Genomic DNA, 16,528 nt, shown 5'->3' with positions numbered 1-16,528 from the left:
TGATCCCCATGCCAGAGCTCACACCGGTCGCGCTGCGGGCGGCGGTCGCGCGCATCGCTCCGAGCAGGGTTCCCGTCCTCACACAGCACCTGTTCGAAGCCACGACGAACGCGCAGCAGACGCAGAGCCTCGCGCCGCTGAGGGCCTTCGTGCACTCCTGGGCGGTGTTCGTGGCGATCGAACGGCACCCGGAGCGGGCCGCCCGGCTGCGTGAGCTGGAACGGATTGTGGACGCGGGAGAACAGGATCCGGCTCAGGCCATCGCCGAGATCCGCACCATCCGAGAGGCGGCCGAGGCGGAGGCCGGGCTGTGACTGACTGGGCGTGGGACTACAACCCCGATGCCGAGTACGTCACGGATGGGCTACCGCCGGGTGTGGTCGCCGAGGTGGAGCGGATCGTCACCGAACTGGCGGCGCTCGGCCATGACTCGGTGAAGATCGGCAGGCCCTTTGACCGGGAAGGCGGTCTGCGTGAATTCGACATCCTCGGTGGCCGCGGGTTCGTCAGCTTTCTGTCCGTGCCCCGCCACGAGTGCGTCTACGTGTGCAATGTGACCTGGTACGGCTGAGAACGATCTTTCTGGACCGCACCCATCACGAATTTCCCACCTTTCCGTCTCCTCAACTGACCGTCCCTGTTCGATTACTGTGCTGAACTGTTGGGCGTACGGACGGGTAACTGCCGGGGAGGTCTCAGCGTGGGTGCGACGTCCGGGGGTCTCTGGGGGCGTGGCGAGCAGCAGGACTTCCGGAGTCGGGTGCGGGGGACGCTGCTCGGGGTGGCCCTGGGGGACGCGCTCGGCGCGCCGGTGGACTGCCTGGGCCTCGGAGCGATCAGGCAGGCCCACGGACCCGAGGGGCTCCGGGAGCTCGTGCCCGCCCACGGCCGCCGCGGTGCCGTCACACACGTCACGCAGCTCACCCTGTTCTCCGTCGACGGGCTCATCCGCGCGCAGGTCCGCCGCGACACCGGGGCCTGGCACCCGCCCACCGATCTGCACCGCGCGTACCTGCGCTGGGCCGCCACCCAGCGGGACTGGGGACCGGACGAGCGGCGCGAGGAGGACGGCTGGCTGGCTCGTGAGGAGTGGCTGTACGCCCGGCGCGGTCCGAGCCGGCCGCTGCTGATCGGGTTCGGCGACGACACCATGGGCACCCTGGAGGCGCCCAAGAACCCCGCCGAGGCCGGTCCGGAGGCGGTCGCCAGGTCGGCGCCCTTCGGGCTTCTCGTCGGCTGGGAGCCGCAGCTCGTCACGCAGCTCGCCGTCGAGTGCGCGGCGCAGACCCACGGGCACCCCACCGCCTGCCTCGCCGCCGGCGCCTACGCGGTGATCGTGCACGCCCTCGCCCGCGGCGACGACCTCGACGGCGCCGTGCAGAAGGCGCTGGCGCTGCTCGCCGCACGCCACGGGCACCAGCCGGTGTCGGAGGCCCTGCAGCACGCGCTGGGCGCGGTACGGCAGGGCATGCCGACCCCGGACCGGGTGGAGGAACTGGCGGGGCAGGGGACGGCGGCGGGCCTGCTCGCCGTGGCCGTCTACTGCGCGCTGGTGAGCGAGGACGTACGCCACGGGCTGTGCCTGGCGGTGAACCACAGCGGGTCCTCCGGCGCGGCCGGTGCCCTCACCGGCGGGCTGCTCGGCGCCCTGTACGGAGAGACGGCCCTCCCGCCGGCCTGGCTGGCCGAGCTGGAGGGCCGTCCCACTCTGCTGGTCCTGGCGGACGACTTCGCGATGGAGATGACCCAGGGACCCGCGCTGCACGGGCCCACCGGATCCTCCCCGGCGTGGCTGGCACGCTATCCGCGCGGGACCCGGTAGCCGCACGGGCCGCGCGCCGCTACGGCTGCTTCCCCACCACGTCGTCGCCCGCGCCCGCCGGAGCCGGTACCGCGGCCGCCGCCAGGTCCCCGTCCCCGTCCGTGTTGACCTTCTCGATGACCGCGAGGCGTTCGGGTGTGTCCTCCGGCTTGACGAACCCGATGCCGATGTAGAGGACCAGCGAGACGGCGAGCGGTACCGACACCTGGTACTGCAACGGCACTCCGCCGTCGACGTTCCAGTTGATCGGGTAGTTCACCAGCCAGAAGGCCAGCAGGCCCGCCGCCCAACTGGTGAGCGCCGCCGTCGGACCGGAGCGGCGGAACGGGCGGAGCAGGCCCAGCATCATCGGGATGGCGATCGGTCCCATGAGACCGGCGACCCACTTGATGACGACGGTGATGATGTCCTTGAAGGTCGGCGAGTTGACCTGCGTGGCCACCGCCATGGACAGCGCGAGGAAGACCACCGTGGTCAGCCGGGCGGCGACCAGCCCGCTGCGCTGGTTCCAGGCCCGCGCCCGCGCGGAGACGACGGGCGCGATGTCCCGGGTGAAGACGGCCGCGATGGCGTTGGCGTCGGAGGAGCACATGGCCATCGTGTGCGAGAAGAAGCCGACGATCACCAGCCCCAGCAGGCCGTGGGGCAGCAACTGCTCGGTCATCAGGGCGTAGGAGTCGGAGCCGTCCGGCTTCTGCGCGTGGACCAGCAGCGGCGACATCCACATCGGGAAGAACAGGACGAGCGGCCAGACCAGCCACAGGACGGCGGAGAGCCGCGCGGAGCGGGCGGCCTCACGGGCGGACGCCGTGGCCATGTACCGCTGCGCCTGGTTGAGCATTCCGCCGTTGTACTCGAACAGCTTGATGAAGAGGAACGCGAGCAGGAACACCGTCCCGTACGGGCCGACCAGCGGCTTGGCGTGGCCGTGCAGCGCCGGGTCGTCCCAGACGCCGAAGAAGCCGCCGTGTGGGCCGAGTTCGGCGACCACGGCCACGAACATGGTGATGCCGGCCAGGAGCTGGATGACGAACTGGCCCAGTTCGGTGAGGGCGTCGGCCCACAGACCGCCGATGGTGCAGTAGAAGGCGGTGATCACGCCGGTGATCAGGATGCCGTGGTTGAGGGACATGCCCGTGAACACGGACAGCAGGGTGGCGATGGCGGCCCACTTGGAGGCCACGTCCACGACCTTCAGCAGCATCCCGGACCAGGCGAGGGCCTGCTGGGTGGGCAGGTTGTAGCGGTTCTTCAGGTATTCGAGCGGCGAGGCCACGTGCAGCCGGGACCGCAGCCGGTTGATCCGCGGGGCGAACAGCCTCGACCCGATGGCGATGCCGAGCGCGATGGGGAAGGACCAGGTGACGAAGGACGTGACACCGTAGGTGTAGGCGATGCCGGCGTAACCGGTGAACATCACCGCGCTGTAGCCCGACATGTGGTGCGAGATGCCCGACAGCCACCAGGGCATCTTGCCGCCCGCGGTGAAGAAGTCGCTGACGTCGTCGACGCGCCGGTGGGACCAGACGCCGATGGCCACCATGACACCGAAGTAGCCGATGAGTACGGCCCAGTCGAGACTGTTCATGGGTTCATGGCTCCCTTCCAAGGTCCGCCTTGTGAACTCCGCTCAGCTGGCTGGCACTTCGCCTGAACGGGGTAGGGGCGAGGAAGGTCGCGAAGCGCCCGCTCATCGTGGGTTCGATGGCGCGGGCACGACAAGCAAGCGTCAGGTCAAGAGCGGGCAAAGATGTTCGCCTTGCTGACCTTGGTTCATGTACGTGAATGAAATCGGACGGGGTCGGCGTCCGGGCACAGCGGAGCCCCCTCGGCAAGGACGGCGAACTCGTCGAGAGGGCTCATCAGCTGGTGCTTGTTGCAGTTGTCGTGCGGTTGTCTTCTCAAGCCTTGAGCGACGTCACGAACGTGTTCCATGCGGCGGCGTGGAAGTCGAGCACCGGTCCCGAGGAGACCTTGGAGTCCCGGACCGCCATGGCCGCGACCACCGGTGACTTGACTTCGACGCACGCGCCGTTGCCCGTGGAGTACGAGGACTTGGTCCACGTCTCCCTGGCGCCCTGACGAATTGCCATTTCTGCTCCGGATTGCGAGTGGAGTGGATTGCGCCACCGTTGTTGATCGATGGCGTGATCGACGCTACCCGCCGCACTCCGGGTCCGAAGGGACTATTCATCCTTACGGATGGCATATTCCAATGGAGTCTTCCGCTTTGGCCTGGTGAAGGTGTACCGTGCGGCACCTTCAAGCTGCGGCACTCAATGCGTGTGTTCCTTGGCGATATTCGCGATGAACTGCCGTGACTGCTCCACGTTCAGCGCCTGCGCCCGCAGGTGCTCGTACATCACGCTGTACTTCTGTACGTCGTTCGCCTTCTCCAGGTACAAGTCGCTGGTGACGCCCTCGATGTAGACGACGCTGGAGTCCGCCGTGTCCGGGAACTCCAGGATCGCGTACTGCCCGTTGAGGCCCGGGTGCGCGCCCATCTCGAAGGGGATGACCTGCACGGTCACGTGCGGCAGCCGGGTCTGCTCGACCAGGTGCTCCAACTGCTCCCGCATCAGGGCGGGGCTGCCGACGACCCGGCGCAGGGCGGCCTCGTCCAGGACCGTCCACAGTCGCAACGGGTTCTCCGCGGCGGAGATTCGTTCCTGCCGCCGCATTCTTACCTGCACCCGCTTCTCGATGTCGGCGGGCGCCGTCTCCGGCAGGGCGCCCGCGATGAGCGCCTCCGCGTACTGGCGGGTCTGAAGCAGTCCGGGAACGACCTGGGGGTCGTAGATCCGCAGGCTCGCCGCGTCCGTCTCCAGGCCGATGTAGACGCTGTAGGGGATGTCGCCGAAGGAGTGCCACCAGCCCTGCTGGCGCGAGTCCTTGGCCATCTGCATGAGCGAGTCGACGATCCGGTGGTCCTCCACCTCGTAGACCCCGCACAGATCGCGGACGTCACGCTGGCTGATGCTGCGCCGGCCGTTCTCCAGGCGGCTGATCTTCGACTGCGACACCAGCAGCCTCTCGGCCACCTCCTCGGCCGTCATGCCCTTGTTCTCGCGCAGCTTGCGCAACTCCTGGCCTAGTCGGCGTCGCCTGACAGTGGGATTGACATTGGACGCCACGGGACGTGCACCTCCGGCCGCATGCCTCTACTTTGCGTATCTGCTGCTGAGCAGATTGCCACCAAGGTGCTTACTACCGCTGGAAAACGCCGGATATGCAGCGAGTACACGTCAGTTCGGCAACGCCCTGTGCACCCGGACGTGGCTGCGAGGGCGGCGGGACGCGTACGAGGTGTACGGTCCCGCCGCTCCTGTCGAACCTGCGGCTCCCGGACCGTCGTTCCGGGACGGGGGACTGCGGTGCGGCGTTGTCGCTCTGCGGTGCTGCGTCGTGCGGTGTGGCGCTGTGCTGCGCGGCTCAGTGGGCCACGGCACGGGCCATGGAGCCGTGGCGTGGCTGCATCGGAACGCCGCGAGCGGGTTCCGCCGCGGGCCTGGCGCCCGCCCCGCGGCGCGGCTGTGCCCCCACGCCGTTCTGGACGTCCATCACGGCGTGCGCCACGAGGCCGCCCATGGGGTCGTGCCGGATCAGGTCCCTGAGCCGGGACCGTGACGACCGTCCCTCGTTGCCGGGGTACAGGTGCTTGCCGAGGCCGACCGCGTGCGCCAGCGCGGCGAGCGCCGCGGTCCGCGGGTCCGGCGGTACGCCGGTGCGGATCGCGGAGTCCAGCCGGGCCCTGATCTCCCGGCTGATCTCGGTGTCCGTCGCCTGGTAGCGAGTTGTCGGCAGCACCCCGCACATCTGGCCGGCCACGGCATGCACCATGCCGCACCGCTCCAGATGCGAGAGATACGTCTGGCGGAGCCCGAGACGCGGCCCGCCGATCCAGTGGACGGCGCGAACCGGAGCGCCGCGCCTTCGCAGCAACTCCAACGCGCAGTCCAGAGTTGGATCTCCTGTCGGCCGTGGCGCCACCACGGCGATACGATCCCCGTCTGGGGCTATCCGTCCGGCCAGCGCCAGCTCCACTAGCTGCGCTCCGGCCAGACCCAGGTCGAGCGACTGCGGCTGTGCAGTGGTACCCGTGGCCGGGTCCAATGCCAGCAGCAGAAGCTCCTCCGGAAGTGTTCTGCGGCTCCTGCCCATCCATGCCTCCCCGCGTGGATGAAAGACAGGGTGACCCCTCTCACATTGGTCTGTCGAGGGTGCGTGACCGGTTCGTAAGGGAACCGGTAGCTATGTCGTTCTCGTCTACCGCGTGGGTTTGGCCCGTACACAGGACACTGGTACATGGTTCGGACAGCGGTACGGCCAACGGTTCGGCTGCGTCGTCCGGGTGGCGGTTCAGATCGTGATTCACGGTTCGGTAGCGGCACGTTGGGCGTGCGGCACATGAGGAGGCATCGGTGGCGGGCGAGTCCCCCGACAGGTCGAAGCAGCGCGAGTCGTCGGCACGAACGACGTCGGGGAGCGCGGACTCGGTTCCCGAGTCCAGGAACGAGGCGGGCGACCCGCGCATCGCGTTGACCGGGGAGTCGGACGAGGCCGGCGCGTCCGGCGCGTCCGGCGGTTCCGAGGGGCGCGGCGGGGTCGACACGGCCACTCGGGTGCTTTCGGTACGGGATGTGAAGACGAAGTCGGAGACCGACGACGACGCCGACGACACCGGCGACGCGGATGACACCGAGGGTGCCGCGGAGAGCGAGGAGGAGGCCTCCGAGGCCGCCGCCGACGGCGACGAGACCGACGGGGCGGGGGACACACGCCTGCGTGCTGCGGCGGCCGCGCGGGTGGACTCCGACGCGGACGGGAAGGACGCGGAGGCCGCGTCCGGGGACGACACCGAGGAGGCGGAGGCTTCGGAGGCCAAGAAGGACGCCGACGACTCCGACGACGCCGACGACCCCGAGCCTGCGAAGGCCGGGGCCGCGCCCGAGAGCGACGCGGAGGAGCCCGAGGGCGCCGCGCGCGGCAAGGACGAGGCTGAGCCCCAGGACGCCGACGAGGCCGCGGCGGACGCTTCCGACGCGGAGGACGCCGACGCTTCCTCCGACGACGACGACGAGCGTGCCGAGGCCGATACCGAGGCCGAGGCCGGGACCGCGTCCGAGGCCCCCGAGCGTGCCAAGGCCGTGGCTGAGCCCGAGGAGGACGCCGAGGCGCCCGAGGACGGCGCCGGCGAGCGTGCCGAGGACGACGCCCCCGAGGCCGGTGACGACGACCGGGACGGCGACGAGGGCGACGGCAAGCCCTCCGGCGACGGCAAGCGCGCCGAGGACGACAAGGCGCCCGAGGGTGACGCGGGTCCGGGTGAGAAGCCGCCCGTGGACCAGCCCACCACCATGCTGAAGCTCGGCGGTGCCGCCAAGCCCCAGGTCGACCAGCCCACGACCATGCTCAAGCTGGGCGGCGCCAAGAAGCAGGCCCCCGAGGCCGAGGCGGAGCGGACCAGCAAGTTCGTCGCGCTCAAGCCGCACGACGCCCCGCCGGCCCGCAAGCCGCAGCTCCCGAAGTCGCCGACGCCCGCGCAGCCGCCGACGTCCGCGCCCAAGCCCGCGCCCGCGGACCCCAGGGTCGCCGTCCCGCAGCTCGGCCCCGAGCGCACCACCCAGCAGCCGCTGCCGCCCAAGCCGCCGCTGGACCTGCTGGCCGAGCTCACGAACACTCCGCCGCCCCCGGAGACCCCGCTGCGCACCACGGTGCGCCGGGTCAAGATCTGGACCCCGCTGGTCCTGCTCCTGGTGATCGTCTTTGCGGTCGTGCAGTCCGTGCGAACGCTGCCGGAAACCAGCCTCGCGCTGACCGCCGAGGACACCTACACCTTCGACGGCGACCCGGTGAAGCTGCCCTGGCCGGACGAGGGCCAGGGCTGGATGGACGTCGACGGCGTCGGCACGATGGACCACTTCGGCGAGCAGAAGCCGGTCCCCATCGGCTCGGTCGCCAAGACCATGACCGCGTACATCATCCTGCGCGAGCACCCGCTGAAGGTCGACGAGGAAGGCCCGAAGATCGAGGTCGACCCGACGGCCGAGAAGGAGGCCGGCTACAACAAGGACGGCGAGTCCACGCTCGACAACGTCAAGGCCGGCAGCTTCCTCACCGAGAAGCAGGCCCTGTCCGCCGTCATGATCCCCTCCGCGAACAACATCGCGCGCCTGCTGGCCCGCTGGGACGCCGGCTCCGAGGCGGAGTTCGTCAAGAAGATGAACGCCACCGCCAAGGAACTCGGAATGTCCAACACGACGTACACCGACCCCTCGGGCCTGAACAAGACCACCGTCTCCACCGCCGAGGACCAGGTGAAGCTCGGCAACGCGGCCATGAGGATCCCGGCCATGGTGGCCATCACCAGCGCGGCGAGCTGGACGGACCCGACCGGGAAGTACTGGACCAACTTCAACCAGCTGCCGTACACCATCGGCGCGATCGGCATCAAGACCGGCTCCACCACCGCGGCCGGCGGCAACCTGCTCTTCGCGGCCCGCAAGGAGGTCGGTGGCCGGACGGTGACCATCGTCGGCGCGATCCTGGCCCAGTACAAGGCACAGTCGATCCTCGACCTGGTCAACTCGGTCAGCAAGACCGCGCTGCTCGCCGCCCAAAAGGTGCCGACCTCGGCGAAGATCCTGAAGAAGGGCGACGTCGTCGGGTACGTCGACGACCAGCTCGGCGGCCACACGCCGGTCGTCGTCACCAAGGACGTCACCGCGGTCGGCTGGGGCGGCCTGCGGCTGAAGCTGTCCCTCACCACCAAGGACGCGCTGCCGCACACCGCGAAGGCCGGCACGGAGGTGGGCATGCTCACCGTCGGTGAGGGCGCCGAGAGCGCCGTACAGGTGCCCGTGGCCCTCCAGGACGATCTCGCCGAGCCGGGCTTCCCGGCCAAGCTGACCCGCGTCGGCTGATCTCCGCGTCATCCCGGCGGCCGTCGCCGCCCCCGCCCACCCCGTCGGGCAGCCCCACCCGGGAGCTGGCCCGGCGGGGTGCGTGCTAGCGTCACGAAACGGACACGTCGCCGGTCGCGGGACGCGGCCGCGAACAGGGAACAGGACACGGGGAGAGCCGTCAGGTGGCCACAGCGGATCCGACACGCGCCGACGACGCCGATCCGGGCCGCCCGGGGGAGGGACCGCGAATAGGCGCGTCGGCGACGGACACGAATGACGACCACCGTCGGCAGGACGGCCCGGCGGACGGCCCGGCGGACGGCCCTGGAGGCGGCCGGAACGGGGAACAGGACGGCGGAGGGTCCCGTGTCCGGGCCGCGGTCATGGCGGTCCGGGAGCGGATGCTGCGGCACCCCGTACTGTCCGTCACCGCCCTGGCAGGCCTGCTGCACGTCATTTGGTTCTTCACGCTCGCCAACAGCGGCGGCGACCTCGCGGCGCAGGACGCCTGGGCCGAGTTCGTCGGCCGGCACCCCGACTCGGCGTACAACCTCGCCTGGTACGGCGGCATGCACCCGGTGTCGTACAGCGTGGTGTCGCCGTACCTGATGTCCCTCCTCGGCGTCCGTACGACCATGATGATCGCGGGCACCGTCTCGGCGGGCCTGCTGATGCTGGTCCTCATCCGCAGCCCCTCGGTCAGGAACCCCCTGTGGGCCGCGCTGATCGGCGTCTTCGGCCTGCTGTGCAACGCGATGTCGGGCCGGGTGACCTACGGCCTGGGGACCATGTTCGCGCTGGGCGCGGTCGCTGCCGTGTTCTGCTGGCCGCACCGCTGGCGCTTCAAACGCTGGGCGAAGGCGCTGGTCGCGGCCCCGCTGGCCGCGCTCGCCACCATGTCCTCGCCCGTGGCGGGCCTGTTCGTGGGCCTGATCGCGGTCGCGCTGTTCTTCCAGAAGCGCCGCCCGGGTTTCTGGGCGCTCGGCCTGGCCCCGGCCGCGGTGGTGGCCGTGTCGGCATGGCTGTTCCCCTTCTCCGGCACCCAGCCGATGGCGTTCGCCTCGGTGATCCTGCCGCTGATCTACGCCGTGCTCGCCGTCGTCCTCGTCCCCCGGGACTGGAAGACGGTCCGGATCACGTCCGCGGTGTACGGCCTGGCGATCGTCATGGTCTGGCTGATCAGCTCCCAGATCGGCTCCAACATCACCCGGCTGGCCATGCTGTTCGCGGGGGTGGTGCTGGTGGCGGCGCTGCCGTTCGCGGTCCCGCGATCGCGCACCTGGTACGCGATCGTGGTGGCCGTCGTCGGCTTCGTCGGCTGGATAGGGTTCAAGTCGGTCGACGACACCGTCAACACCACTCCCGCCGCCTCCTGGGCGCGTGAGCTGGCCCCCCTGGTCAACCAGTTGCAGCGGGCGGGCGCGGAGAAGGGCCGCGTCGAGGTGGTCCCCGCCCGCTCCCACCGCGAGGCCTCCGCGCTGGCGCCCTACGTCAACCTGGCCCGCGGCTGGAACCGCCAGGCCGACATGCAGCGCAACCCGCTCTTCTACGACGACACGCTCAACTCGGCGAACTACCACGACTGGTTGCAGCGGTGGGCGGTGCACTACGTGGTGCTGCCCAAGGGCGAGGTCGACGGCAACGGCGGCGAGCGTGAACGCGCGCTGGTGCAGGAGGGCATGCCGTACCTGAAGCAGATCTGGGGCGACGCCAACTGGCAGCTGTTCAAGGTCACCGACCCGGCGCCGCTCGCCGAGCCGGACGCGGTCGTCGAACGCGCCGAGCAGGGCGAGATGACCCTCCAGGTACGCAAGGCGGGCCGCATCCTCATCCGCATCCCGTACTCGCCCTGGCTGAGCCTCGTCGACGACCAGGGCAAGAGCCTCAAGGCGCCCCAGGAGACCGACGTCTCCAAGCATCGCGCCGAGGGCGAGCCGAAGACGTACGACAACGTCAACGGCTGCCTCATGGAGACGGAGCAGGACGCCCAGGGCGACAAGTGGACCGAGCTGCTCGCGCCGAAGCCGGGCACGTACCGGCTGGCGGCGCCGTACCAGCTCCCGCGCGGCACTCCGTGCCCGGACGAGCTGAAGAAGTGACCGTCCGCCGGCCCGGGAGCCCTGGCCCCGGGCCGGCGGACCGCTCACCTCAGAGGGAGCGGCTCGTCAGGCGAGCTGCTCCTCGACAGCCGTGACCAGCTCGGCGGCCTCGGGGGCGGTCTGCGGGGAGAACCGGGCGACGACCTTGCCGTCCCGTCCGACCAGGAACTTCTCGAAGTTCCAGCGGATGTCCCCGGTGTACCCCTCGGCGTCGGCGAAGCCGGTCAGACGCTCGTAGAGCGGGTGGCGTCCCTCCCCGTTCACCTCGGCCTTCTCGGTCATGGGGAAGGTGATTCCGTACGTGGCGGAACAGAACGCGGCGATCTCCTCGGCGCTGCCCGGCTCCTGCCCCATGAACTGGTTGCACGGCACGCCGAGCACGGTGAAGCCCTGCGCCGCATACCGCTCGTGCAGTTGTTCGAGTCCGGCGTACTGCGGGGTGAGCCCGCACTTGGACGCCACGTTCACGATGAGCACGACCTGCCCCGCGTACTGCCCGAGTCCGGCCGCCCCGCCCTGAAGGGCGCCGATCTCCACGGTCAGGGGGGAGTCCGGGGCGAGTTCGCTGCTGCTGTCTGAAGTCGTCATGAGCGGATGCTAGTGCCCCGAGAAGCCGCCGCCTCGACGAGGACCTGGCCCGCGCCGGTCCGTGAGTACAGGACCGAGCGTCCGGCCCGGCGGCGTTGCACCAGGCCCGCGTCAAGGAGTACGCGCAGGTGGCGGCCCACGGAGCCCAGGGTCTGGCCGGTCACGGCGGTCAGCTGGGTGGTGCTGAGCGGGGAGGCGAGCAGGAGCAGGACCTCGGCGCGGGCGCGGCCCAGCAGGGCCCCGAGGCCCGTGGGCACGGAGGCGCGGCGCGCGTCGGTGTCGGCGAGGGCGCCGGCGCAGGGATAGACGACGGCGTAGCGGCGCCGCGGCTCGTCCCACGCCACCCAGCCGGTCTTCGGGGTGACCGGCACGAAGACGAGCTGGGCGCCGGAGAGCTCGCGCGGCGGATACTCGTGCAGGTTGACCTGGAACCGGTTCTCGCCGAGCCAGCGCGTGCCCGGCCGCAGGGTGTCCAGCACCGCGGCCCAGCCGCCCCGGCTGACCTGCGCGGTCCGTGCGACGACATCGGCTTCGAGGACGTGCCGCCGCCGGGTCCAGGAGGGCCGTACGGTGTCCGCCCAGACGTACTCCAGGAGCCGGGCCGCACGTTCGGGCAGGTCGTCCCGCTCCAGCGCGGCCGGCAGCGGTCCCGCGAGCGAGGTCCGCAGGTGCGCTCGGGCCGCCTCCGGGTCGGCGGCGCGCACCCGCTCGACGCCTTCCTCGAAGGACTCCTCGTCCAGTGGCGTGGGGGTGAGGAAGTCGGCGATCCAGTCCCGGCCCAGTCCGGCGCGGACGAGGAGCGCGGTGACGGGGTCGCCGACGAGGAGGCGCCGGTAGGCGGGCAGGTGCGCGCGCAGCCACGCCTGTTCGCCGGGGTGGTTGCCGGAGCCCGCGTGCAGCAGTTTCAGGCTCGCGAAGGTCTCGGCGAGCGGTGAGAGCACGAACCGGCTCCCGGCGAGTGTGTCGGCGTTGAAATGCCACAGGCCCATGGACTGCCCCTCCCCGGCGACCTTTCGCGACTGCGCGAAACAATAACCACCGGCCCCGTTCCCGCCCGAGACTCCGGCGCATGCGCAGCTACCAGCAGCTCTTCCGCACCCCGGAGTTCACGCCGCTCTTCCTCGCGTCCTGTGCGCAGACGGTGGCCCAGACGGCGAGCGGACTCGCGCTCGGCACCCTGGTGTACCGGGCGACGGACTCGCCGCTGCTCTCCGCGGTGAGCATGTTCGGGCCCTCGCTGGCCCAGGTGCTCGGCGCGACCCTCTTCCTGTCCGGATCGGACCGGCTGCCGCCGAGGCGTGCGCTGGTGGGCGTCTGCCTGTCCTTCGCGGCGGGCACGGCGCTGCTGGCGGTGCCCGGTCTGGCGCTGTGGGCGGTCTTCGCGGTGATCCTCGCGCAGGGGCTGGTCGCCTCCCTGGGCGGGGGAGTCCGCTGGGGCCTGCTGAACGAGATCCTGTCCAAGGACGGCTATCTGCTCGGGCGTTCGGTGTTCAACATGATGAGCGGCATCATGCAGATCATCGGGTTCGCGACGGGCGGGGTGCTGGTGGCGGCCCTGTCACCGCGGGTCTCGCTGCTGCTGTCCGCCGCGCTCTACGCCGTGGCGGCGGCGGTGCTCCGCCTCGGCCTGACCCGGCGGCGTCCGCGCACCTCCGGCCGCCCGTCCGTCTCGGCGACCTGGCGCACCAACGCCCTGCTCTGGTCGTCCCGCCCGCGCCGTCTGACCTACCTGGGCCTGTGGCTCCCCAACGGCCTGGTGGTCGGCTGCGAGTCCCTGTACGTCTCCTACAGCCCCGCGGCGGCGGGCACGCTGTTCGCGTGCGCGGCGTTCGGGATGCTGGCCGGCGATGTGACGGTGGGCCGCCTGCTGCCTCCGGCGGTACGCCGCCGGGCGGCCACGCCGCTGCTCCTGCTGCTGGCCGCCCCGTACCTGCTCTTCGTCCTCCACCCGTCCGTACCGGTGGCCGCCTGCCTGGTGACCCTCGCCTCCGTCGGCTTCGGCGCGAGCCTGGTCCAGCAGGAGCGCCTGATGGCCTCGACCCCCGACGAACTGGCCGGCCACGCCCTGGGCCTGCACTCCGCGGGCATGCTCACCCTCCAGGGCGCGAGCGCCGCCCTGGCCGGCACGATCGCCCAACTCACGTCCCCCGCCACGGCGATGACGGCAACAGCAGCGGCCTCGACGACGATCACCCTGACCCTCGCCGCAGCCTCCCGCCGCCCTAACCCCGAGAACCCGAACCCCTCCTCACCCACGCCCGACACCCCCACCGCGCGAACAACCCCACCCCCAACGCCCCAAGAAGAGCACCCCAGTCGATGACATGCGGCAACCCGGGAAAGAAGGCGAAGAAGGCAAGGACGACGCCGAACCCCACGACGAAGCCGCAGGGCCCGGCTCTCCGCCGCATCGCGTCGGCTCGCTCCTCCGCCGGTCCAGCCGCCTTCCCCTGCTGCCGCTGCTGCTCGCTCATACTCGGCTCACTTCGTGACGTGATGGCACTGACTCACCCGCCGCACGCCGTTGACGTAGAGGTGGGCGCATGTCTTGCCATAACGAGGAAGCATCTGAGGAGAGTTGCTCCGCATGGGGTCGATCTTGCACTCGTCGTGCGTCCTGCCGCGCGAGGTGCGGTAGGTGCGGTTGCCGGTGTCCGCGTAGGTGAAGTCGATCCGCCAGTTGCAGAAGCCACTGCTGAGCGCCCCCACGAAGGCGCAGTCGCCACCGGCGTTCTGGTAGGTGATCCGGAGTGCGCTGCCGCGGATGATGTGCGTGAACATGCAGCCCGTGGGGACCTTCATGGTCACGCCGCCCACGCTGTACTCGAAGGTCTGAACCGGTGTCGAGCCGAATGGGCCGGCACTGGCGCCCGTCGCCGAGGTGAAAACCAGCGCGATGGCGGCACCAAGGGCGGTGACAAGGCGCGCGACCTGCGGAATGGCCATGGCGATCCCCTCCTGATGGTCTCTTGCCAATCACGGGGGACAACCGCGCCCAGGCAGGGCGGGTTGCGGGGCTCTCATCCGGGTCACCGTCCCAGGTGATCACGGAAAGCCCATGCTGACCTGCAGAAACGTTATGGACGGCGCGGCGGGTTGTGCCGCCCGCCGCGGCGCGCAGGGCCCGCGCCGCTCGGTGGGTGGCTTGGTGTGGTCGTCCTAGTCCTTGACCGCTCCCGCGTTCGCGCCCTGGACGAAGTGGCGTTGGAAGGAGAAGAAGAGGATGGCCACGGGGAGGGTGGACAGGAGGGCCGCGGCGAGTTTCAGGGGGTACTGGGTGCCGCCGCCCAGGCTGCCGGAGACCATGCGGGCGAGGCCGGTGGTCAGGGTTTCGTACTGGCTGGACTGGGTGGCCACCAGGTAGTGGGTGAACTCGTTCCAGGAGCCCTGGAAGGCCAGGATCGTCACGGTGATCAGGGCCGGCCGGGCCATCGGCAGGACGACCGACCAGAAGGTGCGGAAGACACCGGCGCCGTCGACCCGCGCGGCCTCCTCCACCTCCCGGGGGATCGACTCGAAGAACTGCTTCATGATGAACACCTGCGCCGCGTCCACCAGCAGCGGCAGGATCATGGCCGCGTAGGTGTCGAACAGCCCGAAGGCGTTGAGCACCAGGAACCGCGGGATCAGCAGCACCACGGGCGGCACTGCGATGATCGTGAGCAGGAACCCGAACAGCAGGGTGCGGCCCGGGAAGCGCAGCCGGGCCAGCGCGTACCCGGCCATGGAGGCGAACAGCACCCGCCCCGCGGTGATGACGACCGCGACGAACACCGAGTTGCCCAGCCAGCGCAGGAACGGCACACCCTCCCCGGCCTGGCTGATCCCGAACAGCCGCTGGTAGGCAGCGGTCGTCGGAGTGACCGGGAACAGCCCGAGCGGATGGTTCGCCGCGTCCGGGTCCGTCTTGAACCCGGTCGCCAACTGGATGGCGAACGGCAGGACATACAGCAGCCCGAGCCCCACCACCAGCGCGTACCCGAGGATCCGCAGGGGCCGGGGAAAGCGCCCGAGCACCGGACGCCCCTGCGCCCGGGCGGCCGTGGAATGCGCGCTCATCGGTTCCTCCGGGGACGGGCGGCGCGCTCGCGCAGCAGAAGGCGCTGCAGGGCCGTCATGGTCAGGATCAGTACGAGCAGGATGAAGGCGATGGCCGCGCCCTGGCCGAAGTCCGCGTCGTCGAACGCGGTCGAGTAGGACAGGAAGGCCGGCGTGAGCGTCGTGTTGCCGGGGGCACCCTGGCTCATGACGTACACCTGGTCGAAGACCTGCCAGGTGGCGATCAGACCGAGGGTGAGCACGAGGAACAGCACCGGCCGCAGCGCGGGCAGCGTCACGTACCGCAGCAACTGGAAGCGGCTCACGCCTTCGATCGCGGCCGCCTCCTCCAGCTCGCGCGGCACGTCCTGGAGCGCCGCGAGGAAGATCAGCATGAAGGTGCCGGACGTCGTCCACACCGCGAGCAGGATGATCGTGCACATCGCGACCGACGGCCCGGACAGCCACTCGAACCAGGACAGCCCCATGAAGGAGTGGTCGGCCAGCACGCCCGAGGGATGACCGGTGTCGACGACGCCCAGGCCGCCGAGCAGCAGGGACAGCACTCCCCGCGGGTCGTTGAACCAGTTCGGGCCCTTCAGCCCGATCCAGGACAGCGCCGTGTTGACGGCACCGCTGCCCTGGAACAGGAACAGGAAGATGGTGGACACCGTGATCGAGCTGGTGACGGAAGGGAAGAAGAACGCGGTGCGCAGGGCGCTCCGGGCACGCAGCAGCCGCTGATTGACGACGAGCGCCAGACCCAGCGCGAGGAAGGTCTGGAGCGGCACGGTCAGCAGCACGTAGTACACGGTGTTGCGCAGCGAGGTCGCGAACAGGGTGCGGTCGAGGCCGTCCTCGGTGAGCAGCGCCCGGTAGTTGTCCAGGCCGGCGAAGTCCGCCTGCGCGCTGAACGGGTTGGACTGCCCGTCCCAGTGCAGCAGGCTCACCCACAGCGCCATCAGCGTCGGCAGGACCAGGAACAGGCCGAGGACGAGCACCGCGGGGCTGACGAACAGCCAGCCCCAGGCGCCCTCCGAGCGGCGCCCCACCCGCCGGGCGGGCGCCGCCGACTC

Annotated in this window: 15 protein-coding genes; 6 read left to right on the top strand and 9 right to left on the bottom strand. The window is 70.5% G+C overall.

What is annotated here, in order from left to right; translation table 11 throughout:
• The first annotated feature begins 8 nt into the window (after nt 1–8).
• From OIE49_RS16135 to OIE49_RS16125, 3 genes are all read left to right on the top strand, one after another.
• Entirely contained in the window at nt 9–314 is a 306-nt protein-coding gene (locus OIE49_RS16135) for a DUF6247 family protein (protein WP_326802930.1), read from the top strand.
• Nucleotides 311–571 (top strand): hypothetical protein, encoded by a 261-nt coding sequence (locus tag OIE49_RS16130; protein ID WP_326802929.1) that lies wholly within the window; start codon nt 311–313, stop codon nt 569–571. The genes OIE49_RS16135 and OIE49_RS16130 overlap by 4 nt, the downstream gene beginning before the upstream one ends.
• Before the next feature lie 129 nt (nt 572–700).
• Nucleotides 701–1,822 carry an ADP-ribosylglycohydrolase family protein gene (locus OIE49_RS16125; RefSeq protein WP_326802928.1) on the top strand — a complete coding sequence of 374 codons (1,122 nt, stop codon included), beginning with the start codon at nt 701–703 and terminating at the stop codon, nt 1,820–1,822.
• A gap of 19 nt (nt 1,823–1,841) precedes the next feature.
• Here OIE49_RS16125 and OIE49_RS16120 read toward each other — a convergent pair whose 3' ends face one another.
• The 4 genes from OIE49_RS16120 to OIE49_RS16105 form a co-directional block, all read right to left on the bottom strand.
• A complete protein-coding gene (locus OIE49_RS16120) occupies nt 1,842–3,410 on the bottom strand; it encodes a sodium:solute symporter family protein (RefSeq protein WP_326802927.1) in 1,569 nt (522 codons plus the stop codon).
• 313 nt (nt 3,411–3,723) lie between these two features.
• Nucleotides 3,724–3,915: a DUF397 domain-containing protein gene (locus OIE49_RS16115; protein WP_326802926.1), complete on the bottom strand. Its 192-nt coding sequence runs from the start codon at nt 3,913–3,915 to the stop codon at nt 3,724–3,726.
• A gap of 183 nt (nt 3,916–4,098) precedes the next feature.
• On the bottom strand, nt 4,099–4,956 hold the full coding sequence (locus tag OIE49_RS16110; RefSeq protein ID WP_326802925.1) for a helix-turn-helix domain-containing protein: 858 nt from the start codon (nt 4,954–4,956) through the stop codon (nt 4,099–4,101).
• Nucleotides 4,957–5,254: 298 nt separating this feature from the next.
• The gene (locus OIE49_RS16105; RefSeq protein ID WP_326802924.1) at nt 5,255–5,983 is read right to left on the bottom strand and encodes a GOLPH3/VPS74 family protein; all 729 of its coding nucleotides are present in this window, start codon (nt 5,981–5,983) and stop codon (nt 5,255–5,257) included.
• A 260-nt stretch (nt 5,984–6,243) separates the two neighbouring features.
• Between OIE49_RS16105 and OIE49_RS16100 the strand changes: the two genes are divergently transcribed.
• Together OIE49_RS16100 and OIE49_RS16095 are read left to right on the top strand one after the other, a co-directional pair.
• Nucleotides 6,244–8,745, top strand: a complete 2,502-nt coding sequence (locus OIE49_RS16100) for a D-alanyl-D-alanine carboxypeptidase (RefSeq protein ID WP_326802923.1) — start codon at nt 6,244–6,246, stop codon at nt 8,743–8,745.
• Between the two features lie 164 nt (nt 8,746–8,909).
• Nucleotides 8,910–10,826: an MFS transporter gene (locus OIE49_RS16095; RefSeq protein WP_326802922.1), complete on the top strand. Its 1,917-nt coding sequence runs from the start codon at nt 8,910–8,912 to the stop codon at nt 10,824–10,826.
• 66 nt (nt 10,827–10,892) lie between these two features.
• Here the strand turns inward: OIE49_RS16095 and OIE49_RS16090 are convergent, their stop codons facing one another.
• Both OIE49_RS16090 and OIE49_RS16085 read right to left on the bottom strand, forming a co-directional pair.
• Complete coding sequence (locus tag OIE49_RS16090) at nt 10,893–11,414, bottom strand: glutathione peroxidase (RefSeq protein WP_326802921.1); 522 nt, start codon at nt 11,412–11,414, stop codon at nt 10,893–10,895.
• The gene (locus tag OIE49_RS16085; RefSeq protein WP_326802920.1) at nt 11,411–12,403 is read right to left on the bottom strand and encodes an ArsR/SmtB family transcription factor; all 993 of its coding nucleotides are present in this window, start codon (nt 12,401–12,403) and stop codon (nt 11,411–11,413) included. The genes OIE49_RS16090 and OIE49_RS16085 overlap by 4 nt, the downstream gene beginning before the upstream one ends.
• 80 nt (nt 12,404–12,483) lie before the next feature.
• Here OIE49_RS16085 and OIE49_RS16080 point away from each other — a divergent pair, with 80 nt between their 5' ends.
• Nucleotides 12,484–13,737 (top strand): MFS transporter, encoded by a 1,254-nt coding sequence (locus OIE49_RS16080; protein WP_326802919.1) that lies wholly within the window; start codon nt 12,484–12,486, stop codon nt 13,735–13,737.
• Between the two features lie 158 nt (nt 13,738–13,895).
• On the opposite strand, the gene OIE49_RS16075 is transcribed toward OIE49_RS16080, so the two are convergent.
• The 3 genes from OIE49_RS16075 to OIE49_RS16065 all read right to left on the bottom strand — a co-directional run bounded on the left by OIE49_RS16075 (nt 13,896) and on the right by OIE49_RS16065 (nt 16,504).
• Nucleotides 13,896–14,360, bottom strand: a complete 465-nt coding sequence (locus OIE49_RS16075; RefSeq protein ID WP_326802918.1) for a hypothetical protein — start codon at nt 14,358–14,360, stop codon at nt 13,896–13,898.
• A gap of 213 nt (nt 14,361–14,573) precedes the next feature.
• Nucleotides 14,574–15,473, bottom strand: a complete 900-nt coding sequence (locus OIE49_RS16070) for a carbohydrate ABC transporter permease (protein WP_100568906.1) — start codon at nt 15,471–15,473, stop codon at nt 14,574–14,576.
• Complete coding sequence (locus tag OIE49_RS16065; RefSeq protein WP_326802917.1) at nt 15,470–16,504, bottom strand: carbohydrate ABC transporter permease; 1,035 nt, start codon at nt 16,502–16,504, stop codon at nt 15,470–15,472. The genes OIE49_RS16070 and OIE49_RS16065 overlap by 4 nt, the downstream gene beginning before the upstream one ends.
• Nucleotides 16,505–16,528: the final 24 nt, after the last annotated feature.

It is taken from the genome of Streptomyces sp. NBC_01788 (assembly GCF_035917575.1).
GTDB lineage: Bacteria > Actinomycetota > Actinomycetes > Streptomycetales > Streptomycetaceae > Streptomyces.
The sequence above is the reverse complement of the archived record's forward strand: the minus strand, read 5'-3'. Positions and strand labels throughout refer to the sequence as shown.